Source organism: Agromyces atrinae (assembly GCF_013407835.1).
GTDB lineage: Bacteria > Actinomycetota > Actinomycetes > Actinomycetales > Microbacteriaceae > Agromyces > Agromyces atrinae.
In genome coordinates this window covers 3361434-3382733 of the sequence record NZ_JACCBI010000001.1, presented here as the reverse complement: position 1 = coordinate 3382733, position 21300 = coordinate 3361434, and the positions used below count along the sequence as shown (strand labels likewise).

20 protein-coding genes are annotated in these 21300 nt (G+C 70.3%); 7 read left to right on the top strand and 13 right to left on the bottom strand.

What is annotated here, in order from left to right:
* Positions 1–23 precede the first annotated feature (23 nt).
* Together BJ972_RS15600 and BJ972_RS15595 are read left to right on the top strand one after the other, a co-directional pair.
* Positions 24–1376, top strand: a complete 1353-nt coding sequence (locus BJ972_RS15600; protein ID WP_129175517.1) for an MFS transporter — start codon at positions 24–26, stop codon at positions 1374–1376.
* 78 nt (positions 1377–1454) lie between these two features.
* Entirely contained in the window at positions 1455–3320 is a 1866-nt protein-coding gene (locus BJ972_RS15595; protein WP_129175515.1) for an ABC transporter ATP-binding protein, read from the top strand.
* A gap of 108 nt (positions 3321–3428) precedes the next feature.
* Here the strand turns inward: BJ972_RS15595 and BJ972_RS15590 are convergent, their stop codons facing one another.
* The 3 genes from BJ972_RS15590 to BJ972_RS15580 all read right to left on the bottom strand — a co-directional run bounded on the left by BJ972_RS15590 (position 3429) and on the right by BJ972_RS15580 (position 7157).
* Positions 3429–4754, bottom strand: coding sequence for a Cpe/LpqF family protein (locus BJ972_RS15590; RefSeq protein ID WP_129175513.1), 1326 nt, complete (start codon positions 4752–4754; stop codon positions 3429–3431).
* Between the two features lie 131 nt (positions 4755–4885).
* Complete coding sequence (locus BJ972_RS15585) at positions 4886–5260, bottom strand: DUF1622 domain-containing protein (RefSeq protein WP_129175511.1); 375 nt, start codon at positions 5258–5260, stop codon at positions 4886–4888.
* A 46-nt stretch (positions 5261–5306) separates the two neighbouring features.
* Positions 5307–7157 carry a phosphoenolpyruvate carboxykinase (GTP) gene (locus tag BJ972_RS15580; protein WP_129175509.1) on the bottom strand — a complete coding sequence of 617 codons (1851 nt, stop codon included), beginning with the start codon at positions 7155–7157 and terminating at the stop codon, positions 5307–5309.
* Between the two features lie 112 nt (positions 7158–7269).
* Between BJ972_RS15580 and BJ972_RS15575 the strand changes: the two genes are divergently transcribed.
* Positions 7270–8706, top strand: coding sequence for a helix-turn-helix transcriptional regulator (locus BJ972_RS15575; RefSeq protein WP_129175507.1), 1437 nt, complete (start codon positions 7270–7272; stop codon positions 8704–8706).
* Between the two features lie 151 nt (positions 8707–8857).
* Here the strand turns inward: BJ972_RS15575 and BJ972_RS15570 are convergent, their stop codons facing one another.
* Positions 8858–9643, bottom strand: a complete 786-nt coding sequence (locus BJ972_RS15570) for a 3-hydroxyacyl-CoA dehydrogenase (protein WP_129175505.1) — start codon at positions 9641–9643, stop codon at positions 8858–8860.
* The gene (locus BJ972_RS15565; protein ID WP_129175503.1) at positions 9640–10818 is read right to left on the bottom strand and encodes a thiolase family protein; all 1179 of its coding nucleotides are present in this window, start codon (positions 10816–10818) and stop codon (positions 9640–9642) included. Before BJ972_RS15565 ends, BJ972_RS15570 begins: the two co-directional genes overlap by 4 nt.
* 135 nt (positions 10819–10953) lie before the next feature.
* Between BJ972_RS15565 and BJ972_RS15560 the strand changes: the two genes are divergently transcribed.
* The 4 genes from BJ972_RS15560 to BJ972_RS15545 are packed head-to-tail and all read left to right on the top strand — an operon-like array spanning position 10954 to position 13413.
* Positions 10954–11526, top strand: a complete 573-nt coding sequence (locus tag BJ972_RS15560) for a hypothetical protein (RefSeq protein ID WP_129175501.1) — start codon at positions 10954–10956, stop codon at positions 11524–11526.
* The gene (locus BJ972_RS15555; RefSeq protein WP_129175499.1) at positions 11523–11819 is read left to right on the top strand and encodes a DUF4190 domain-containing protein; all 297 of its coding nucleotides are present in this window, start codon (positions 11523–11525) and stop codon (positions 11817–11819) included. Before BJ972_RS15560 ends, BJ972_RS15555 begins: the two co-directional genes overlap by 4 nt.
* The gene (locus tag BJ972_RS15550) at positions 11819–12532 is read left to right on the top strand and encodes a response regulator transcription factor (RefSeq protein WP_129175497.1); all 714 of its coding nucleotides are present in this window, start codon (positions 11819–11821) and stop codon (positions 12530–12532) included. Before BJ972_RS15555 ends, BJ972_RS15550 begins: the two co-directional genes overlap by 1 nt.
* Positions 12529–13413 (top strand): sensor histidine kinase, encoded by an 885-nt coding sequence (locus BJ972_RS15545; protein ID WP_129175495.1) that lies wholly within the window; start codon positions 12529–12531, stop codon positions 13411–13413. The genes BJ972_RS15550 and BJ972_RS15545 overlap by 4 nt, the downstream gene beginning before the upstream one ends.
* Before the next feature lie 20 nt (positions 13414–13433).
* Here the strand turns inward: BJ972_RS15545 and BJ972_RS15540 are convergent, their stop codons facing one another.
* From BJ972_RS15540 to BJ972_RS15505, 8 genes are read right to left on the bottom strand one after another with little or no spacing between them, the layout of a single operon-like run.
* On the bottom strand, positions 13434–13748 hold the full coding sequence (locus BJ972_RS15540; protein WP_129175493.1) for a hypothetical protein: 315 nt from the start codon (positions 13746–13748) through the stop codon (positions 13434–13436).
* Between the two features lie 4 nt (positions 13749–13752).
* Complete coding sequence (locus BJ972_RS15535) at positions 13753–14514, bottom strand: alpha/beta fold hydrolase (RefSeq protein WP_129175491.1); 762 nt, start codon at positions 14512–14514, stop codon at positions 13753–13755.
* Entirely contained in the window at positions 14511–15101 is a 591-nt protein-coding gene (locus tag BJ972_RS15530) for an isochorismatase family protein (protein WP_129175489.1), read from the bottom strand. Before BJ972_RS15530 ends, BJ972_RS15535 begins: the two co-directional genes overlap by 4 nt.
* Before the next feature lie 42 nt (positions 15102–15143).
* Entirely contained in the window at positions 15144–16589 is a 1446-nt protein-coding gene (locus BJ972_RS15525) for a D-alanyl-D-alanine carboxypeptidase/D-alanyl-D-alanine-endopeptidase (RefSeq protein ID WP_241830830.1), read from the bottom strand.
* 27 nt (positions 16590–16616) lie between these two features.
* Positions 16617–17948 carry an ABC transporter permease gene (locus BJ972_RS15520; RefSeq protein ID WP_257023000.1) on the bottom strand — a complete coding sequence of 444 codons (1332 nt, stop codon included), beginning with the start codon at positions 17946–17948 and terminating at the stop codon, positions 16617–16619.
* Positions 17949–17950: 2 nt separating this feature from the next.
* A complete protein-coding gene (locus BJ972_RS15515; RefSeq protein ID WP_129175487.1) occupies positions 17951–18631 on the bottom strand; it encodes an ABC transporter ATP-binding protein in 681 nt (226 codons plus the stop codon).
* On the bottom strand, positions 18628–20295 hold the full coding sequence (locus tag BJ972_RS15510) for an efflux RND transporter periplasmic adaptor subunit (RefSeq protein WP_241830829.1): 1668 nt from the start codon (positions 20293–20295) through the stop codon (positions 18628–18630). Before BJ972_RS15510 ends, BJ972_RS15515 begins: the two co-directional genes overlap by 4 nt.
* A gap of 3 nt (positions 20296–20298) precedes the next feature.
* Positions 20299–21288, bottom strand: coding sequence for a hypothetical protein (locus BJ972_RS15505; RefSeq protein ID WP_164989949.1), 990 nt, complete (start codon positions 21286–21288; stop codon positions 20299–20301).
* Positions 21289–21300: the final 12 nt, after the last annotated feature.

The window sequence follows — 21300 nt, the reverse complement described above, 5'->3', positions numbered from 1 at the left end:
CACTCTTCGGAAAGCCGCTCCTCATGTCTCTGTCCGCAACTCAGGCGGAATCCTCGAACGTCCCCGCGAACCCGCGCAGCCGCGTGCTGCTCGCGAGCCTCATCGGTACGACGATCGAGTTCTACGATTTCTACGTCTACGCGACGGCCGCCGTCCTCGTCTTCCCCCATCTGTTCTTCCCGTCCGACGACCCGACGACATCGCTCCTGTCATCCTTCGCCGTCTTCGGCGCCGCGATGGTCGCCCGCCCGCTCGGTGCGGTCGTGTTCGGTCACCTGGGCGACAAGGTCGGGCGGAAGGCGACACTCGTCGGCGCGCTCCTCACGATGGGAATCGCGACCTTCCTGATCGGCGCCCTGCCGACCTACGCCCTCGTCGGCTGGATCGCTCCGTTCCTGCTCGTGGTACTGCGTCTCGCCCAGGGCTTCGCGCTCGGCGGCGAGTGGTCGGGCGCCGCGCTCGTCGCGACGGAGAACGCCCCGAAGGGCAAGCGCGCCTGGTACGGCACGTTCCCGCAGCTCGGCGCGCCCATCGGCTTCATCATCGCGAACGGCCTGTTCCTCGTCATCGCGGCGATCCTGCCGTCGGACGACCCGACGATGCCGTCGGACGCCTTCCTCGAGTGGGGCTGGCGCATCCCGTTCCTCTTCTCGATCGTCATGGTCGCCGTCGGCCTCTGGGTGCGTCTGCGGCTCGTCGAGTCGACCGCGTTCACGAAGGCCGAGAAGACCGGCACGATCCAGCGCCTGCCGCTCGCCGTGGCGTTCCGCCTGCACTGGCGGAAGCTCATCCTCGGCACCTTCTTCATGCTCGCGACGTACGTGCTCTTCTACCTGATGACGGCGTTCTCGCTCAGCTACGGGCGGGCCGCGACGGATGCCGCGGTGCCGGGTCTCGGCTACTCGTACACGACGTTCGTGCTCATGCTCATCGCGGGAGTCGTGTTCTTCGGCGTCTTCACGCTCGTCTCGGGTCCGCTCGCCGATAAGTGGGGCCGTCGCCGCACGCTCATCTGGGTCACCCTCGGCATCATCGTGTTCGGCCTCGTCTGGGTGCCGCTGCTCGACGCCGGCTTCGTCGGTGTGATGGCGTGGCTCGTGATCGGCTTCTCGCTCATGGGTCTCACCTTCGGACCCATGGGTGCACTGCTGCCCGAGCTGTTCCCGACGAACGTGCGCTACACAGGCTCGGGCATCTCGTACAACGTGTCGTCGATCCTCGGAGCCGCCGTCGCACCCTTCATCGCGGTCGCGCTCTGGGAGGCGGGTGACGGCAGCCCGTTCTGGGTCGGCATCTACCTCGCCGTCATGGCGGTGCTCACCCTCGTCGCGCTCCTCATCTCGACCGAGACGAAAGACGTCGACATCGACGCCTGAGACTCCGGATGCCGCAGGCGACTCCCATCGCGAGAGCGTAGGCTCGCCTGCGGCATCCGTCGTTTCGAGAAGGCAGTCATGAGCACCACCAGCACCCCCCGTCGCGGCCGAGGCCGCGCGAACACGTCCGGCCCCCGCGCGAGCTTCGGCCAGCTCCTCCCCTATCTGTTCGAGCACAACAAGGTGCTCGGTTTCGTGATCGTCTTGAGCGTGCTGCTCGCCGCCGCGAGCCTCGCGCAGCCGCTGCTCGTCAGCCAGGTCATCACGCAGGTCGGCGAGGGCGGATCGCTCGGCGGACTCGTCTGGGTGCTCATCGCGCTCGTCGTGATCGCCGGGCTCCTCAGCGGCTATCAGCACTACCTGCTGCAGCGCACGGGTGAGGGTGTCGTGCTCTCGAGCCGGAAGCGACTCATCAACCGCATCCTGCGCCTGCCGATCAGCGAGTTCGACGCGCGCCGCACGGGCGACCTCGTCTCGCGCGTCGGCAGCGACACGACCCTCCTGCGCGCCGTGCTCACGCAGGGTCTCGTCGAGGCGATCGGTGGTTCGCTGACGTTCCTCGGCGCGCTCATCGCGATGCTCGTCATCGACCCCGTGCTGCTCGGACTCACGGTGCTCGTCGTCGCGATCGCCGTGACGACCGTGACTCTCCTCTCCCGCAAGGTGCGCGACGCGTCGCACGCCGCGCAGGCGAAGGTCGGCGACCTCGCCGCAGCCGTCGAGCGCTCGATCAGCGCCGTGCGCACCATTCGCGCCGCGAATGCGACCGAACGCGAAGCCGTCGCCGTCGAGTCGGAGGCGACGGGCGCGTGGCAGAAGGGCATCGAGGTCGCTCGCATCTCGGCGCTCATCGTGCCGATCGCGGGAATCGCGATGCAGGTCTCGTTCCTCGTCGTGCTCGGCGTCGGAGGCTTCCGCGTCGCGAACGGCGACATCACGATCGCAAACCTCGTCGCGTTCATCCTGTTCCTCTTCATGATGATCATGCCGCTCGGCCAGGCATTCGGAGCGATCGCCGCGGTCAACCAGGCGCTCGGTGCGCTCGGCCGCATCCAGGAGATCCTCGACCTGCCGACCGAAGACCAGGACGACCGCGAAATCGCCCCGCTCGCCGTGTCGGTCGGACCGGCGAACGCCGCGATCCTGCCCGACGCGCCCGCGATCGAGTTCGACGACGTGCACTTCACGTACGCGAAGGTCGCCGTCGAGCCGGAGGGGACCCCGGCGGATGACGCGGGCGAGGCTCCCCTCGTCATCGAGAGCCGCCCCGTGCTGCACGGAGTCTCGTTCGCGGCCGAGCGCGGCACCCGCATCGCGCTCGTCGGGCCGTCGGGTGCGGGCAAGTCGACGATCCTCGCCCTCATCGAACGGTTCTACGACCCGCAGTCGGGCGTCGTCCGCATGGGCGGCCTCGACGTGCGATCGCTCGAGCGCGCCGACCTGCGCCGTCAGATCGGCTACGTCGAGCAGGACGCACCGGTGCTCGCGGGCACGCTCCGCGACAACCTCACGCTCGGTACGCCCGAAGCGACCGACGACGAGTGCATCGCGGTCCTGCGTTCGGTGAACCTCGGCAGCGTGCTCGATCGCGATCCCGCCGGCCTCGGCGCCGCGGTCGGCGAAGACGGCGTCATGCTCTCGGGCGGTGAGCGTCAGCGACTTGCGATCGCACGCGCCCTGCTCGCGGCCCCGCCGATCCTGCTGCTCGACGAGTCGACGTCGAGCCTCGACGGCGTCAACGAGCAGATGATGCGCGAGGCCATCGACGCCGTCGCCGAGGATCGCACCCTCATCGTCATCGCGCACCGGCTCTCGACGGTCGTCGACTCGGATCGCATCGTCGTCGTTGATGACGGCCGCGTCGTCGGCACGGGCACGCACTCCGAACTCGTGTCGACCGTGCCGCTCTACCGCGAGCTCGCGAAGCACCAGCTGCTCGTCTGACGCCCGCCCGCGTCATCCCCCGCTTCTTCGTCCTTCCGTCTCGGCGTCACGACACGCCGGTTATCGCCTCGATAACCAGCGTGTCGTGACGCCCAGACCGGGGTGGGGTCAGTCGGCCGCGAGGGTGAGGGCTACCGCGTCCTGCACGTGGGCGAAGACCGCGGCGGGGTCGACGACGGCCGTCGGGTCGTCGGATGACGCGAGCATGACGGCCACGACGGGTTCGCCGCCCTCGCGCTCGAGGTACCAGGCGCCGCTCATGACACCCGTCGAGCTTCCGCCCTTGAAGCCGACGTAGGTCCACTCGTCGCCGAAGTCGATACCGGGGTTCGCCGAGAGGATGCCGCGCACGGGCTGACCCGCGGCCGTCGACGCCTTCTGCTGCAGGGCCTCGTGGGCACGCACGAGGTCGGTCGCGGTGGCGAACCAGTCGACATCGTCGGTCCAGACGACGTCCTCGGTGATTCCATCGATCGGCGGCACGCCCGCGGGCACGTCGGCGAGCACCGCGCGGCGTTCGGCCTCGTCGCCGTCGGCCCACCGCTCCTTCAGCGCCTCGTCCCCCCAGCCGATCCAGAAGAACTCGCGCGTCGTCGCGAACGGCGTGTTGAGCGACGGGTCGGAGTGGCCCATGATCTCGAGCTGGGCTTCGACGGCGTCGCGGCCCACGGCCCGGATGAGGAGGTCGGTCGCCGTGTTGTCGCTGATCGCGATCATCTTCGAGGCTGCTTCGATGACGTCGACGGTCGATCCGCTCGGGCGGTCCTGCAGCTCGCCCGAGGGGAGGCTCTTCACGGCGTCGTCGATGACGAGCTCGTCATCCCACGCAAGCTCGCCCGCGGCGACGGCGTCGACGACGGCGCCGAGGACGTAGAGCTTGAACGCCGAGGCGATCGGGCCCGGGCTGCCGTTCCCGAACTCGTAGACGGTCTCGCCGCCCTCAGAGACGTAGAGCTGCGCGTCGTACTCGACGGCGCCGAGCGCCGAGGTGAGCTCGTCGAACGATGCGGCGGGGGTGTGCTCGGGCGAGGGCGCGCCGAAGAAGAGGCCCGCGATGGTTCCCGCGTCGTCGACGGCGATGGTCATCTGCAGCGGGGTGGACTTCGCCGACTCGAGTCGGACGACCGCCTGGGTCTCGTCGCCGTCGTACGCCGTCGCCACCCACGGGCGCGTCTCGCGGAAGCGATCGAGCACGAGGGCGAGCTGATCGAGCGGAACCTCGGCGATCATCTCCTCGGTGAACCGCCCGTCGACGTCGACCGTCTCGATCGCGTGCTCCGAGCTGAGACTCTCGACGACCCAGGTTGCCTGCTCACCCACCGGTGTCGACGGGATCTCCACCGCCTCGAGTTCGGCGGGCGACGAGCATGCCGCGGTGACGGCGATGAGAACGACGGCGAGCGCGGCTGACACGGATCGAGAGAGGCGGGTCATACCTCCACCCTCGCAGACGCGGCGACTCAGAAAATCCCCCGCGCGGCTGAGATCGACGTCATCCCCCCTCGCACGTCCCCGTTTGTGACCGGTTCGTGTCGTTATGGGCGCGCGATACCGACGTCAACGAGTCACAAACCGGCAGGGTCGGGGGTGGGGGTCGGTTCGCGGCGGGCACGCTGCCACGGCCACCGACCGCTGACCTCGAGCTGCAACGACCAGCTGAGGAACGTGCGGATGAGCACGATGATCCCGAGCACGGCGACCGACTCGAGCGTCGGGGTCACGGCGACGGTGCGCACGATGTCGGCGGCGACGAGCAGTTCGAGGCCGATGAGGATCGCCCGCCCGAGCACCCGCCGGAAGCGTTCGTAGACGGCGCCGTTCCGCTTGATGAGCCGGACGCCCGCATCGATCAGGGCGAAGCTGACGCCGACGACGATCGCGACGACGCCGATGAGGTCGACGACGTCGCCGAGGGTTCCGATGATGTGACCGAATTCCATGAGGGCCTCCCGCGCTCACCGTAGCGCGGAAGGCCCTCATGCCGCCTCAGTCGGTCAGGTGGTAGCGCAGGCTCGCGAGCTCGGCCTGCAGCGCCGCGGGCACCCGCCCGTCGAACTGCGCGAAGTACTCCTCGGTCAGCGCGCACTCGGCGAGCCACGACGTGGTGTCGACCGCGAACAGCTGCGCGAGCGCTGCGTCGTCGATGTCGAGACCGTCGACGTTCAGCGCGCCCTCGGCCGGCACGAGCCCGATGGGGGTGGATGACGCACGCGCGTCGCCCTCGAGACGCCCGACGATCCACTCGAGCACGCGGGCGTTCTCGCCGAACCCGGGCCAGAGGAACGAACCGTCGGCACCCTTGCGGAACCAGTTCACCTGGAAGATCGCCGGAGCCTTGTCGCCGAGCGTGCGGCCGATCTTCAGCCAGTGGCCCCAGTAGTCGGCCATGTTGTAGCCGCAGAACGGCAGCATCGCGAACGGGTCGCGGCGGAGCTCTCCGACGGTCCCCTCGGCCGCAGCCGTCTTCTCCGACGAGATCGTCGCACCCATGAAGACACCGTGCTTCCAGCTGCGCGCCTGGGCGACGAGAGGCACGTTCGTCGCGCGGCGACCGCCGAAGAGGATGGCGTCGATCGGCACGCCGCCGACGTCCTCCCAGTCGTCGGCGATCTGCGGGCACTGCGCCGCGGCGACGGTGAAGCGCGAGTTGGGGTGCGCGGCGGGGCGACCGGATGCCGGCGTCCAGTCGTTTCCCTCCCAGTCGATGAGGTGCGCGGGCGGGGTGTCGGTGAGCCCCTCCCACCACACGTCTCCGTCATCGCGCAGGGCGACGTTCGTGAAGATCGTGTTGCCCCACAGCGTCTGCACGGCCGTCGGGTTCGTCGACTCCCCCGTTCCCGGCGCGACGCCGAAGAACCCGGCCTCGGGGTTGATCGCCCACAGTCGGCCGTCATCGCCCGGGCGCATCCAGGCGATGTCGTCGCCGATCGTCTCGACGGTCCAGCCGGGGATCGACGGGCGGAGCATCGCGAGGTTCGTCTTGCCGCACGCCGAGGGGAACGCCGCGGCGACGTGGTAGGCGCGGCCCTCGGGCGAGGTGATCTTGATGAGCAGCATGTGCTCGGCGAGCCAGCCCTCGTCGCGCGCCATGACGCTCGCGATGCGGAGCGCGAAGCACTTCTTCGCGAGCAGGGCGTTGCCTCCGTAGCCCGAGCCGTACGACCAGATCTCGCGCGAGTCGGGGAAGTGCGAGATGTACTTCGTGTCGTTGCACGGCCAGTCGGACTCGGCGCGGCGGTGGCCCGCGGCATCCGCCAGCGGGTAGCCGACCGAGTGCACCGTGCGCACCCACGGCTCGCCCTCTTCGATGAGGCGGTAGACGCGCTCGCCCATGCGGGTCATGATCCCCATGCTGAGGACGACGTAGGGCGAGTCGGTGATCTCGACACCCAGCTGCGAGATGGGGCCGCCGAGCGGGCCCATCGAGAACGGCACGACGTACATCGTGCGGCCGCGCATCGAACCGTCGAAGACCGCGTCGAGCTCCTCACGCATGAACTTCGGGTCGCGCCAGTTGTTCGTCGGTCCGGCATCCTCTTCGTACGTCGAGCAGATGAAGGTGCGGTCCTCGACGCGGGCGACGTCGCGCGGGTCGGTGCGCGCGAGGAAGCTGTTGGGGCGCCACTCGGGGTTTAGCCGGGTGAGCTTGCCCTCGGCGACGAGGAGCTTCGTGAGGTGATCGGCCTCGGCGAGCGAGCCGTCGCACCAGACGACCTCGTCGGGCCGGGTGAGAGCTGCGATGCGGTCGACCCAGGCGCGCAGATCGACGTCGATCGTGCCGGGGTGCGCGGTGCGGGGGGCGGAGCCGGTGCCGACGGAGAACTCGGAGAGGGTCATCGCGCTGCCTTTCGAATAAGTTGATGGCTTGATCTCAGAATGCGCCCGTTTCCGTCGACATACGTCGCGATTTGGGTGTTAAGAATGACGCTTCTTTCGATATCTTTAAGCCATGCAGGCAGGCAGCGCCGATCTCGCGACCCTCGGCCAGAGAATCCGTCACTTCCGCGGCGAGCGCGGACTCACCCTCGACCAATTGGGAGAGGCGGTCGGACTCGCCGGCAGCCAGCTCTCCCTCATCGAGAACGGCAAGCGCGAGCCGAAGCTCTCGGTGCTCGGCGCGACGGCTTCCGCACTCGGAGTCGAGCTCGCCGACCTGCTCTCGGCCGAACCCCCGAACCGGCGCGCGGCGCTCGAGATCGAACTGCAGCGCGCCCAGGCCGGCCCGCTCTACGGCGCGCTCGGCCTGCCGACGGTGAAACCGACGCGCGGCATGAGCGACGAGGCGCTCGAAGCGGTCGTAGGCCTTCACCGTGAACTGCAGCGCCGCGCGAGCGAGGCGATCGCGACACCCGAGGAAGCCCGTCGCGCGAACACCGAGCTGCGCGAGAGGATGCGCCGCGAGAACAATTACCTTCCCGACATCGAGGCCCTCGCCGAAGAGCGCGTGCGCGCCTCGGGTCACCGCTCGGGCGCACTCACGCACCGCGAGGTGAGCGTCATGGCCGAGCAGCTGGGCTTCCAGCTCATCTACGTCAATGACCTCCCCGACTCGACGCGCTCGATCACCGACCTCGCGAACGGTCGCATCTATCTGCCACCGGCATCGATCCCCGGTGGGCACGGCCTGCGATCGATGGCACTGCAGGCGATGGCGCACCGGCTGCTCGGGCACGAACGACCGTCGAGTTACGCCGAGTTCCTCTGGCAGCGTCTCGAGATCAACTACTACGCCGCGTGCTGCCTCATGCCGCGCGAGGCATCCGTCGCCTTCCTCAGCGAAGCGAAACGCGAGAAGCGCCTCGCGATCGAGGACTTCCGCGACGCGTTCGGCGTGACGCACGAGGCTGCGGCGCTGCGCTTCACGAACCTCGGCACGTCGCACCTCGACATGACGCTGCACTTCCTGCGCGTCGCCGGCGACGGCGCCCTGCAGAAGGGGTACGAGAACGACGGCATCCCCCTGCCCGTCGACGTCACGGGATCGATCGAGGGGCAGTGGGTCTGCAAGCACTGGAGCGCGCGCACGGCCTTCGACGAGACCAACCGCACGACCGAGAACTACCAGTACACCGACACCCCCGCGGGCACCTACTGGTGCGCGACGCAGACCGGCCGAACGGATGCCGCGGAGTTCTCGATCACCGTCGGCGTGCCGTTCAACCAGGCGAAGTGGTTCCGCGGTCGAGAGACGTCGCTCCGGGCGGAGTCGCGCTGTCCCGATGAGTCGTGCTGCCGCCGGGCGCCGTCGGAGCTCGCGAGCCGGTGGGCCGGGCAGGCGTGGCCGAGCGCGCGGCTGCACTCGCACGTGCTCTCGCCGCTGCCGTCGGGAACCTTCCCGGGCGTCGACGACGCCGAGGTCTACACCTTCCTCGAGTCCCACGCCTGACCCGCCGCCCCGCGCGTTGCCCGCCTCCCCGCCACGCCCTCGATTCCCCCGTTTCGGCGTCACGTTTGTGCTGTTCGCGCGCGCTGAGCAGCACATTCGTGACGCCGAGACGGAAGGGCGGGCGGGGCGGGAAGGGCGAGAGCGGGAAGGGTTACTTGGGCTGCATGCGGATGGCGCCGTCGAGGCGGATCGTCTCGCCGTTGAGCATGGGGTTCGCGATGATGTGCCGCACGAGCGCGGCGTACTCCGCGGGGGTTCCGAGCCGCGACGGGTGCGGGATCTGCGCGGCGAGAGACGCCTGCACCTCGTCCGGCATGCCCGCCATCATGGGCGTCTCGAAGATGCCGGGCGCGATCGTCATGACGCGCACGAGCAGGGTCGACAGGTCGCGCGCGAGCGGCAGGGTCATCGCGGCGACGGCGCCCTTCGACGCCGAGTACGCGGCCTGACCGATCTGCCCGTCGAACGCCGCGACCGACGCCGTGTTGACGATGACGCCGCGCTCGGGCGTCTCGGGCACGCCGGGCAGGACGGATGACGCGATCGGCTCGTTCTCGGCCATCGCCGCCGCGGCGAGGCGCGTGACGTTGAACGTTCCGACGAGGTTCACGCGGATCGTGCGCTCGAAGAGTTCGAGGGCGTGCGGTCCGCTTCGGCCGACGGTGCGCGACGCCGTCGCGATTCCCGCGCAGTTCACGGCGACGCGGAGCGGCCCGAGCTCGACGGCGGCAGCGACAGCTGCTTCGACCTCGCCCTCGTCCGACACGTCGGCGGGCACGAAGTGCGCCCCGATCGATTCCGCGACCGCAGCGCCGTCCGACCGCGCGAGGTCGAGGATGACGACGTGCGCGCCACCCGCGACGAGGGCCTCAGCCGTGGCCCGCCCGAGCCCCGAGGCTCCGCCGGTGACGAGCGCTGATACTCCGTCGATGTTCATGAGAGCCTCTCGATGATCGTCGCGTTGGCCATTCCGCCGCCTTCGCACATGGTCTGCAGCCCGAACCGGCCGCCGCTCGCTTCGAGCTCGGCGACGAGGGTCGTCAGGAGGCGCGTTCCCGACGAGCCGAGAGCGTGCCCGAGGGCGATCGCACCTCCGCGCGGGTTGAGCTTCGCCGGGTCGGCCCCCGTCTCCCGCGCCCACGCGAGCGGCACCGACGCGAAGGCCTCGTTGACCTCGAACGCGTCGATGTCGTCCATCGAGAGCCGGCCGCGGTCGAGTACGCGAGCGGTCGCGGGGATGACGCCCGTGAGCATGAGGAGCGGGTCGCTCCCGGTCACGGCGAAGGCGTGGAAGCGTGCCCGCGGCCGCAGCCCCAGCGACGCGGCCCGGTCGGCGCTCATGATGAGGGCCGCCGAGGCGCCGTCGGTGAGGGGCGACGAATTGCCGGGTGTGATCGACCAGTCGACTTCGGGGAAGCGCTCGGCGAGGGCGTCGGTGCGGAACGCGGGCGCAAGACCGGCGAGCCGCTCGGCCGTCGTGCCCGACCGCACCGTCTCGTCGACGCGACCCTCGACGCCCGGCACGGTGATCGTCTCAGCGTCGAAGAGACCCGCGCTCGCGGCATCCGATGCCCGTCGGTGCGACTCGGCGGCGAAGTCGTCGAGTTCGCCGCGCGAGAATCCCCACCGTGCGGCGATGAGCTCGGCCGAGACGCCCTGGTTCACAAGTCCCTCCGGGTAGCGCTCGCGGAGGCGCGTGCCGTACGGGTCGGCCCCCGCGGCACTCGATCCGAGCGGCACACGGCTCATCGACTCGACGCCGCACGCGATGACGATGTCGTAGGCGCCCGACTGCACACCCTGCGCGGCGAACGTCGCCGCCTGCTGGCTCGATCCGCACTGCCGGTCGATCGTCGTCGCCGGCACCGAGTCGCGGAAACCCGCGGCGAGCGCGGCGTTCCGTGTGATGTTGTAGCTCTGTTCGCCGATCTGGCTGACGCACCCGCCGATCACGTCGTCGATCGTCGCGGGGTCGAGGCCGTTCCGCGCGACGAGGGTCTCGAGGACACCGGCGAGAAGGTCGACGGGGTGGATGCCACTCAGCAGCCCGCCCGGTTTGCCGCGCCCGCTCGGGGTACGGACGACGTCGACGATCACGGCTTCGTGGCTCATTCCCCCAGCCTATGTCGCGCCGCAGTAGCGTGGGTGGGGTCGATTCGTTCCGCCTGCCACCGGTGTCGCAGAATAGCGACACAGCCGAGACAGACCCGCCACCGCTCCGGTCGGCGCCGTTCCTAGCGTGGAGTCATGAACATCACACGGAGAAATCCCGCCCTCGCCTCCGCCCTCCTCGGCACCGCTCTCGTCGGCACGCTCGCCCTCACGGGATGCACCCTCGAGCTCTCGCCCGACGGCGCACGATCGACGAGCGCGACCTCGCCCGCTCCCGAGACCTCGGCGCCCGCCCCCGAGTCGACGGCTCCCGACGCCGACGAGCAGACGGATGACGGCGGCGAGGCCCTCACGGAGGGCGACGCCGTCGCCTCACGCGAGCAGTACCGCGCCGCCGCATCGCAGCAGATCACGTGCCCGACGGGCACGGTCGACGTGCAGGCGACCGCGCAGGTCATCGAACTCGTCGACGACTGCGATACCGTGACGGTCTCGGCCGACGGCGGCGTGCTCGTCGCCCGGTCGATCGGGTCGCTCACGATCACCGGCGCCGTCGCAACCGTCTTCGTCGACGACATCGGCTCGATCACCGTCGACGTCGGGGCCGATGCCGCGACCGTGCTGTGGGAGTCGGGCAACCCGACGATCACCGATGCGTCGATCGCCTCGACCCTGCTGCCGATCGACCAGATGGTGAGCGGACGATGAGCGCCGACGTCACGCCCTACACGGTGCACCCGACACCGCAACCGCCCGTGTACGACGCCCCCGTGCGCCGCACCAACGGCCTCTCGATCGCCGCGTTCGTGCTCGGCCTCCTCGGCTTCGCCGTGCTGCCCGTGATCTTCGGGCACATCGCACTGCGGCAGATCCGCCGGAACGGCGACGCGGGCTCCGCGTTCGCGATCGTCGGCCTCGTGCTCGGCTACCTCGCGATCGCCGTGTACCTCGTCGCGGGCATCGCGCTCACGAGCGGCATCATCTGGGCTGTGAACGCCTGATGACGACGTCGCCCCGCGTGCTCCTCGTCGACGACGAGGAACCGATCACCTCGACGCTCGCGCCGTACCTCGAGCGCAGCGGATTCGCGGTGCGCGTCGCGGGCGACGGACTCGAGGCCCTCGCCGCGCTCGAGGAGGGCCCCGCCGACATCATCGTGAGCGACGTGCTCATGCCGCGCCTCGACGGGCGGGCCCTGGTGCGCCGCCTCCGCGAGGCGTCGGACTGGACCCCTGTCATCCTGCTGACGAAGGTGGATGCCGCGTTCGAGCGCTCCGCCGCCCTCGACGAGGGTGCCGACGACTACCTCGGCAAGCCGTTCGATCCGCCGGAGCTCGTCTCACGCATCCGCGCCGTGCTGCGGCGCACGACCCCCGGCGAACGCACGCTCGCGACGGCCGGCCGGCTCGTGAGCGGCCCGCTCGAGTTCGACCGCACCGCCCGGCGTGTGCGGCTCGACGGAGTCGACGTCGAGCTCACGCCGCGCGCGACCCTGCTGCTCGAGTACCTCATGAGCCACCCCGACGAACTGCACACGCGCGAGCGGCTCCTCTCGACCCTGTGGGGTTTCGAGTTCGCGATCACGACTCGCGCGATCGACCACCGGGTCGCCGAGATCCGCCGTGCGCTCGGCGACGACGCGCAGAACCCGCGGTTCATCGAGACGGTGCAGAGCTCTGGGTACCGCTTCGCCGGAGAGGTGAGGGGAGCATGACCGCGAAGCGCGCCGTCCTCGCCGTCATCCCCCTCGTCGCGGGTGCCGTGCTTGCCGTCATCCTGCTCGTCGCGGACGCGAACCCGTGGCTGCGCATCGGCGTGCCGATCTCGACGCTCGCCCTCGGCGCGGGCGCGATCGTGTCAGCCGTTCTTCTCCTGCGGGGGCGCCGAGCAGGTCGTGAGCGCGCCGCCGTCGATCGTGCCGTCGCCGAGGCCCGCGAGGCCGAACGGCAGGAACGCCGGCGGTTCCTCGCGCGACTCGATCACGAGTTGAAGAACCCCGTCACGGCGATCCGCACCGCGCTGGCCGCAGCCCCGACCGACTCACCGCTCCTCGACGTCGCCGCCAAGCAGGCCGCGCGGGTGAGCGCCCTCGTCGACGATCTCGCGAAGCTCGCCGACCTCGAGACCCGGCCGATCGAACGTGCCGCCGTCGACCTCGAGAGCGTCGCACGCGACGCCGTCGATGCGGCCGAGGTCGCGCACGGTGGGCGCGATTTCCACGTCGAGTTCCCGACCGTGCCGTGGCCCGTGCCGCCCGTGCGCGGCGACGCCGACCTGCTCGTCGTCGCGGTCTACAACCTCGTGGCGAATGCCTCGAAGTACTCCGACCCCGGCGCCCGCATCGAGGTGCGTGCCTCCGAGGCCGACGGGTTCGTGAGCCTCGAGGTCTCCGACACCGGCTGGGGCATCGCCGCCGACGACCTCGCGGGCGTGTGGGACGAGCTCGCCCGCGGCCAGAACGCGCGTGGCGTCGACGGCTCGGGCCTCGGGCTCGCGATCGTGCGCGTCATCGCCGAACGCCATGGCGGCTCGGCCGTCATCCGCTCAGAGCCCGGCGTGGGCACCCGCGTCGTGCTCCGTCTGCCCGCGGTGTGAGCGCCGGCGTCTCGTGACGCTCAGGCGACCGCGTCGTCGACGAAGCGCACGTCGTACTCGGCGACGCGCTGCGGCACTCCCTCGAACGCGCGGGCGCGGCCCTCGGAGGCCATGTACGTCTCTTCGAGAGCCGTGAACGCCGCGACGTCGCCCTCGGCGCTGACCGCCCAGACGAACTCGTTCGACTCGCGGAGGCCATAGGCGAAGTCGATCGCGAAGCCCGCGGCGGGGCGCACGACCGGCATCCACTCGGTCCACCACGCGAGGAACGCGTCGTACTCCCCCTCGACGAGGCGGTAACGACGGAGCTGCACGGTGGTGGTGGTTTCGGTCATGGCCTCATTCTGCCAGGTGCTGGTCAGCCCCACCGAGGAACGCGAGCGCGGCGTCTTTGAACGTGCGCGACGTGAGCGTCGAGATGTGATCGCGGCCCGGGATCGACAGGAAACCGGCGCCCCACTCCCGAGCGAGCTCCTCGGCACCGGCCGGCACGGGGTCGTTCTCACCGGCGACGAACAGGACGGGGATGCCGCGCGGCTCGGTCAGATCGGCGCCGGCGACACCCGCGACGAGCGCCGCGAGGGCCTCGGGATCGGCGCCAGCGGCGAGGGCGGGAGCGAGCACCGCGGTGATCATCGCGTCGCTGGACGCTCGCCCCTCGCGCAGCAGCCCATCGACCTCGGCGAGATCCCAGCGGGCGAACAGCTCGTCGGGGCCCGCTCCACCGAGCACCAACCGACCGATGCGATCGGGCGCGAGCCGGGCGAAGGACGCGGCGACGCGACACCCGAGCGAGTAGGCGACGACGTCGACCTGATCGGCTCCGGCTGAGTCGATCACGGCGAGGAGGTCGGCTCCGAGCCGGTCGATCGTGTAGGCGTCGGCGACGGCCGGCTTGTCGCTCTGACCGTGACCGCGGAGGTCGACGGTGATGGCCGCGCGACCCGAGTCGACGACGGCGCGAATCCACCCCGTGCGTTCCCACGTGTCGACGGTGTTCGAAGCGAAGCCGTGCACGAGCAGCACGGGCGACCCGTTGCCGCCCGCGTGCACCTCGTAGGCGATGAGCGCGCCGTCGCGGGCCTCGGCGTAGAGCGTCACGACGCGAAGGCCTCGTCGGTCGTCGTGATGTCGACGCCGGCGTGCGCCATCTCGGCGAGAGCGGCATCGCTCGACTCGGCGGCGACGCCCGCGACGAGGTCGGTGAAGACGCGGATGTGGCGGCCGTGACTCACGCCGTCGAGCGCGCTCGCGCGCACGCAGTAGTCGGTCGCGATGCCCACGACGTCGACGTCGACGATGCCGCGGTCGGCGAGGATGTGGGCGACCGTCGCGCCCGAGTCATCCGTGCCCTCGAAGATCGAATAGGCCGGCTCGCCCTGCCCTTTTCGCACGTGCACGTCGACCTCGTCGACCGAGAGCTCGGGGTGGTACTCGGCCCCGTCGGTTCCCGCGACGCAGTGCTCCGGCCACGTGTCGACGTAGTCGGGGCTCTCGTGGAAGTGCCCGCCGTTGTCGTTGTCGGGGTCGTGCCAGTCGCGTGAGGCGACGACGAGCGAGTACTCGTCGGCGTGTGCGTCGAGGAAGCGGCTGATGCCCGCGGCGACCGCGTCGCCCCCGTCGACGCCGAGCGCGCCGCCCTCGGTGAAGTCGTTCTGAACGTCGATGATGAAGAGCGCCCGAGTCATCCCTCGATTATCTCTCTGGATGCGCGCTCGCGGGGCGAGGCGTCAGGAGTTCGAGAGGTTGTCGCCGCAACGGTAGATGCCCGCGGCGAACGCGTCGAGCGCTTGCTTCGCGTCGTCGGAGACGTCGCCGAGGGCGTACATCGCGAACGTGAGCGGAGTGCCGTCCTCGGCGTGGACGATTCCGGCGAGCGTGTAACCGGTGTCGATCCACCCGGTCTTCGCGAACACCGAGCCGTCGGCGACCGCGCTGTCTCCCGTGAAGCGGTCGGAGTACGAGAGCGAGCCGCGCGGGCCTCCGGCGATCGGAAGCGAGTCGAACACGAGGCCGAGGTTGCCCTCGCGCGCGTTGATCTTCACGAACAGCCGCGTGAGGTAGGCCGGTGCGACGGCGTTCGAGTCGCTGAGCCCCGAACCGTCGATGACGGTGATGCCCGTCGTGTCGATGCCGTACGGCATGAGTCCGGCGACGACGCCCGCCTGGATCGCGTCGAACGTGTTGCCCGAGCCCGACTGGATCGCGACGAGGCGCGCGAGCATCTCGGCGACCGAGTTGTCGGAGACGATGAGCGCCTTGTCGATGAGATCGGCGACCGACGGCGACGACACCTGACCGAGCAGGGCCGCGTCGGCCGGAGCCGTTCCGCGTTCGATGGTGAGACCGCCGCCGAGTGCGTCGGCGAAGGCCTCGCCGGCCTGACCGATGGGGTCAGCCGAACGATACGACGTGTTCGACGAGGGGTCGTCGCGGGCTCCGTCGACCTGCAGCGCCGTGATCGGCGACATGTACCCGAGCTCGCGCTCGGCGGGCGCCCACGTCGGGTGCCATTCGTCTCCGCCGAAGTACGACGCGTCGAGGATCAGCTTCGTCATCGGCGGGTTGTCGGGGTTCGCCTCCCATGCCTGCTCGACCTGGTCGGCGAGGTCGTCGAGGTGCGCGGCGCCCGGGTAGACGGTCTCCGTGCCGCTCGGCGTGCGCGAGAGTGTCACATCGCCGCCTCCGACGAGCACGACGGAGCCGGGCTCCGCACCCGCGACGACGCGGGTCGTCGCCCGGTAGTCGGGTCCGAGCACCGAGAGTGCTGCCGCCGAGGTCAGCACCTTCAAGACGCTCGCGGTGCGCGACGCGGTGTCGCCGCCGCGATCGAAGAGCACGGCGCCCGTCGAGGCGTTCATGACCTGCGCCTGCATGTTCGCGAGACGCGGGTCGGCCGCGAGCTCGGCGACCGAGCACGTGCGGATGCGGTCGGCGACGGGCAGGGGAATCGGAGCGGGGCGGGCCTCGGGAGTGGGCGTCGGAGTCGGCGTGGCAGCGACGGCCGGCGGTGCCTGCGGCGGCTTGCCGTTCAGCACTCCGGCGGCGAACGCTCCGCCCGCGGCGAGCACGAAAGCGACCGACACGGCGGTGATCTGGAGACCGACGCGATGGCGCACGGCGAAGCCGCGGAGCCCTGTTGCGGGCTCGCTTCCGTCATCCGTCAGGTCTGGCACCGTGAGAGTCTACGCGCGCGAACCTGATCAGACGCCGGATCGGAGTGCCGCGATGGGCTCGACCCGCGCGGCCTTCCGCGCCGGATACGCGCCGGCAGCGAGGCCCACGACGGCTCCGAGGAGCGCCGCACCGAGCACCATGACGAGGTCGATGATCGGCGTCCACTGCTGCAGGAGCGAGACCCCGACGACCGCGAACACCCCGACGGCGGCGCCGATGAGGCCGCCGAGCAGACCGATCACGATCGACTCGACCATGAACTGCGCGGCGACCGCGCGCCGCGTCGCGCCGAGGGCACGGCGCAGTCCGATCTCACCCGTGCGTTCCGAAACCGAGAGCAGCGTGACGTTCGCGATGCCGAGCCCGCCGGCGAGGAGCGCGATGACTCCGAGCACGAGGAAGACGATGTTGACGTCGGCCTGCACGCTCTCCTGGAGCTCCGATCCCGAACGCGGCGCCTGCACCGTGAAGTTCTCGGGGGTGTTCGGGCTGAGGGCGATCGGCGCCTGTTGGGCGACGACCCCGCCCGCGCCCGCGTCGATGCGCACCTGCAGTTCGTCGGCGGCGGGCAGCCCGAGATCGGCGCGGGCCGCACCGAGCGGGATGACGACGGAGTCGAGGATGTCGGGGCGACGCTCGACCCCCGCGACGATGCCGATGACGGTGTACGGGCGTTCACCGATGAAGATCGACGGTTGCGAGTCGACGCGGTTGATGCCGAGCTTCTCGGCGGCGCGTTCGCCGAGCACCGCGACACGATCACCCCGCTCGTCATGGCCCGCATCGAAGAATCGACCGGTGACGACCGAACCGCGGACGGCGTCGAGCAGGCCGGCCGAGCCCGCGAGGAGCGGCGGGCTGAACGTCTCGGGCGCAGACGGGTCATTGATCGGCACCGCCGTGATGCGGGCCTCGCCGAGCGGCACCTCGCCGATGAGCCCGGCGCGCTCGACGCCGACGAGGCGTTCGACGCGCTCGGGGGCGTCCCACGGCAAGCGGGCCGTCACCGTCTCTTCGCCCGACGCGTTGCGGGTCGAACCGGGCTTCACGATCACCTGGGTCGCCGCGACCGCGTCGAACTGCTTGCCGATCTGACCGGCCGCCGTCTGCGCGAACCCGATCGTGACGACGAGCGACGCGATGCCGAGCACGGTTCCGAGAGTCGTCATGACGAGTCGACCGGTATGACCGCCGATGCCGTGGCTGACCTCGACGAGGAGGTCCTGCACGGTGAAGCGGTCGGCGCGGGCGACCGCGGGGCGTTCGCTCGCGGCATCCGTCGTCGGGGTCTCGCCCGTCGCGCCAGTCTCGGGTACGGAAGTGTCTGTCTCGCCGCGTCGGCGACCGAATCGGGGCAGCTTCACAGTTCGCTCACCCGGCCGTCGTCGATGCGGATGCTCCGGCCGGCGCGACCCGCGACGACGGGGTCGTGCGTGATGACGACGAGGGTGAGTCCGTCGCGGTTGAGCTCTTCGAAGAGATCCATGACCTCGCTCGACGTCGTCGCGTCGAGGTTGCCCGTCGGTTCGTCGGCGAGGATGACGTGCGGCGATGCCGTGACGGCGCGGGCGACGGCGACGCGCTGACGTTCACCGCCCGAGAGCGTCGTCGGCAGGAACCCGAGCCGATGCCCGAGCCCGACGCGGTCAAGGGCCTCACGGGCGCGCGGCATGCGCTCGGCACGCGGCACTCCGCTGTAGAGGGTCGACAGCAGCACGTTGTCGAGCACCGTGCGCCGCGGCAGCAGGTGGAACGCCTGGAAGACGAATCCGATCGTGCGGGCGCGCAACGCGGCCCGAGCGTCGTCGTCGAGGGAGGCCGTCGACACCCCGTCGAGCCGGTACTCGCCGACGCTCGGACGGTCGAGCAGCCCGAGCACGTTGAGGAGCGTCGACTTGCCCGAACCGCTCGGACCGACGATCGACACGTAGTCGCCGCGGCCGATCGAGATGTTGACGCTCTTGAGCGCCTGAACCTCGGGCGGGCCGGGGAATGACCGCGTGACGTTCGTGAGCTCGATGACCGAATCGGTCTCGCTCATCGACCGACCACGACGAGTTCGCCCTCACGGATGTCGCCCGTGATCTCGACGAAGCCCTCGGCCGCGAGACCCGTGGTCACCTCGACGAGCCGAGTCTTCTCGTCGTCGTCACCGGCGACCTCGACGCGGGATTCCCCGCCGGGCCCCGCGGTGAGGGCGGCGAGCGGAACCGCGAGCACGGCGCCGTCGGTCGAGCCGATCGAGATGCTCACGCGCACGTTCTGACCGCGCAGCTGTTCGACCTGTTCGGGCGTCGGATCGGTGGGCGCGAGCACGACGTCGTAGCGCGGGCCGGAGCCCGAGCCCGCCTCGGCCTTCCGCGGTGCGACCGACGAGATCGTCGCCGCCATCTCGGTTCCGTCGGGGAGAGCGAAGGACGCCACAGCACCGACCTCGAGCAGCTTCGCGTCGCTCTCGGCGGCGGACGCGTTGATCGTGAGCGTCGCGCCCGAGACGAGCATCGCGGCGGCCTGGAGGATCGTGCCGCGTTCGACCTTCACTTCGTCGACACGTCGCGGCAGCGCCGAGAGGTAGAGCACCTCGCTCGCGGGCAGGAACGCGAGGGTCGAGTCCGACGCATCGGCGAGCACCTCGTTCGCGGCGTCGAGACCGGCGTAGGCGGCGTCGAGCGAACTCTGCGCGTCACTCGCGTCGCGCGGGGCGAGGGCTTCGTCGCGGCGGGCCTGAGCGAGCCGCAGCTGGTCCTCGGCATCGGCGACGGAGAGCTGCCCCTTGCCGGCCTTCGCCTCGGCGAGCGCGCGTTCGGCGGCCCGCACGAGGTTGTCCTGCTCGATGCGCTCGGCATTGCTCGGGCCGGCCTGAGCCTGGGCGAGCGCACGCCGCGCACTCGCGACACCGTCCTCGGCCGCGCGCACGCCGTCACGCGCACCACGAACGGCCTCGGCCGTGCCCTCGGGCGCGTCCGGGGTCGGGTAGCCGACCCGGTCGTAGAGGGCCGCGACGGCAGACGCCGTCGCCGAGTCGAACGTCGCCGACGACGGGTCGCCGACGTCGATGCCAATTGACACGAGGGCGGCCTTCAGCTGCAGCACGTCAGGGCCAGAGAGACCGACGCTCAACGTGCGGTACGCGGGCAGGTCGCCCGGCAGCACGATGACGGGCCGGCCGGTCACCTCGAGGGCGACGGATGTCGGTTCGAACGTCGCCCCGACCTCGGGCACGCGACCCGTGACGACCGCAGGGCCACCGAGACTGCCGGTCTCGATCTTGACCTCTACGGCGTCGGCGAACGCCGCGTCGCCGCGGATCGTGACGTCGTTCGAGAGTTCACGGCTCTCGATGGGCACGGTGATGAGCCCCGGTTCGGGCGCTGCGGCGTCGGCCGCGGCCTGACCGGGCGAGACGATGAGGAAGCTCACGCCGACACCGGCGATGAGCGAGACGATCGCGACGGCTGCGAGCACCCACAGGACGCGATTGCCCTGCAGCACGCGGCGCCATCCCGACACGGCCGGGTCGGGCTTCAGCGCCGCCTCGGTCGCAGCGGACTCGCCCTCGCCCTCGCCCTCGCCCTCGCCCTCGCCCTCGCCCTCGCCCTCGCCCTCGCCCTCGATGACGGTGGTCACACCGAGACCGTCGAGGCCGGAGTCATCCCCTCCGGTCGATGCGGGGCTGTCGGCGCTCTCGCCGCGCGACCGCCTCACCACCTACTTCTTACCCGTCGAGTACGCAGCGACGAGCGCGTCGAGCTCGGCCTTGTGGTCTTCGATGAACTGCTCTTCCTGAGCGAACTGAGCCGTGAGCTGCACGTTGTTGTAGTCGAGGTCCTTCGCGCAGCGGAAGTCGGCGAGCGCCATGTCGATCTCGCGCTCCTTGAGCTCCTTCAACACGGCGTCGTCGATCTGCTCGCCCTGCGACTCCTCGTAGAGCGCGTTCATCTCTTCGGAGATGCCCATGCTCGCCTCCGAGCGCGTCTTCAGGTCGGCGTAGCCGGCGTCGGCCATGCAGTCCGACCACTTCGCGTCGAGTTCGACGATCTCGGGGCGCTTCTGCAGGTCTTCCCACATCGCGCCCATCGACTCGACGAGCGGTGCGAACTCCTCGTCCTCCCAGTAGTTGGTGTCGCCCTGCACTTCGTGCTGAGCGGCGCCCTGGCAGCCGGCGGTCTCCCAGTTGTACTCGTACGATCCGTCTTCGCCGAGCTCCTCCTCAGCGGGCGGAACACCGTAGAGCGTGGCGTAGTAGGCCTCCTGCTCGGTCGCCGACAGCGACTCGACGTACTCCTGGTTGGGGTCGACGAACTCCTCGCCCTCACTCTCGGACTGCATCTTCTCGATGTCGGCCTGCGTCTGGACCATGCCCCAGCCGTTCGCAGCGACCCACTCTTCGGTGTTCTGGTCCTCGAAGTCCTCGGAGGTCATCATGACGCCCTGCGACTGGTCGACGGGCTTGTACTCGAAGCCCTCGTCGGACATGCACGCGGCGACGAGCTCTTCGCTCTTCTTCTGCTGCTCGGCCCACGCGTCTTCGTCGAACGCTGCGCCGCCGTTGACGGGCTCGAGGTACTTCGACAGCGGGCTGTCCTCCCACGACAGTTCGCCGTCGGTGCCGCTTCCGCCCGGCGACGAGCAGCCCGCCAGGACGAGCGCCGAAGCCACGGCGAGAGCTGAGAAGGTAAGCGGTCGGATGAGTCGCACGGAGTTCCCCCA

Bases quoted from the DNA above. Each gene is read 5' to 3' on its own strand.
- BJ972_RS15555 (WP_129175499.1), top strand. From the start codon at position 11,523: ATGAGCGCCGACGTCACGCCCTACACGGTGCACCCGACACCGCAACCG.
- BJ972_RS15550 (WP_129175497.1), top strand. From the start codon at position 11,819: ATGACGACGTCGCCCCGCGTGCTCCTCGTCGACGACGAGGAACCGATC.
- BJ972_RS15565 (WP_129175503.1), bottom strand. From the start codon at position 10,818: ATGAGCCACGAAGCCGTGATCGTCGACGTCGTCCGTACCCCGAGCGGG.
- BJ972_RS15515 (WP_129175487.1), bottom strand. From the start codon at position 18,631: ATGAGCGAGACCGATTCGGTCATCGAGCTCACGAACGTCACGCGGTCA.
- BJ972_RS15590 (WP_129175513.1), bottom strand. From the start codon at position 4,754: ATGACCCGCCTCTCTCGATCCGTGTCAGCCGCGCTCGCCGTCGTTCTC.
- BJ972_RS15570 (WP_129175505.1), bottom strand. From the start codon at position 9,643: ATGAACATCGACGGAGTATCAGCGCTCGTCACCGGCGGAGCCTCGGGG.
- BJ972_RS15580 (WP_129175509.1), bottom strand. From the start codon at position 7,157: ATGACCCTCTCCGAGTTCTCCGTCGGCACCGGCTCCGCCCCCCGCACC.
- BJ972_RS15530 (WP_129175489.1), bottom strand. From the start codon at position 15,101: ATGACTCGGGCGCTCTTCATCATCGACGTTCAGAACGACTTCACCGAG.
- BJ972_RS15600 (WP_129175517.1), top strand. From the start codon at position 24: ATGTCTCTGTCCGCAACTCAGGCGGAATCCTCGAACGTCCCCGCGAAC.
- BJ972_RS15575 (WP_129175507.1), top strand. From the start codon at position 7,270: ATGCAGGCAGGCAGCGCCGATCTCGCGACCCTCGGCCAGAGAATCCGT.
- BJ972_RS15560 (WP_129175501.1), top strand. From the start codon at position 10,954: ATGAACATCACACGGAGAAATCCCGCCCTCGCCTCCGCCCTCCTCGGC.
- BJ972_RS15540 (WP_129175493.1), bottom strand. From the start codon at position 13,748: ATGACCGAAACCACCACCACCGTGCAGCTCCGTCGTTACCGCCTCGTC.
- BJ972_RS15545 (WP_129175495.1), top strand. From the start codon at position 12,529: ATGACCGCGAAGCGCGCCGTCCTCGCCGTCATCCCCCTCGTCGCGGGT.
- BJ972_RS15585 (WP_129175511.1), bottom strand. From the start codon at position 5,260: ATGGAATTCGGTCACATCATCGGAACCCTCGGCGACGTCGTCGACCTC.
- BJ972_RS15595 (WP_129175515.1), top strand. From the start codon at position 1,455: ATGAGCACCACCAGCACCCCCCGTCGCGGCCGAGGCCGCGCGAACACG.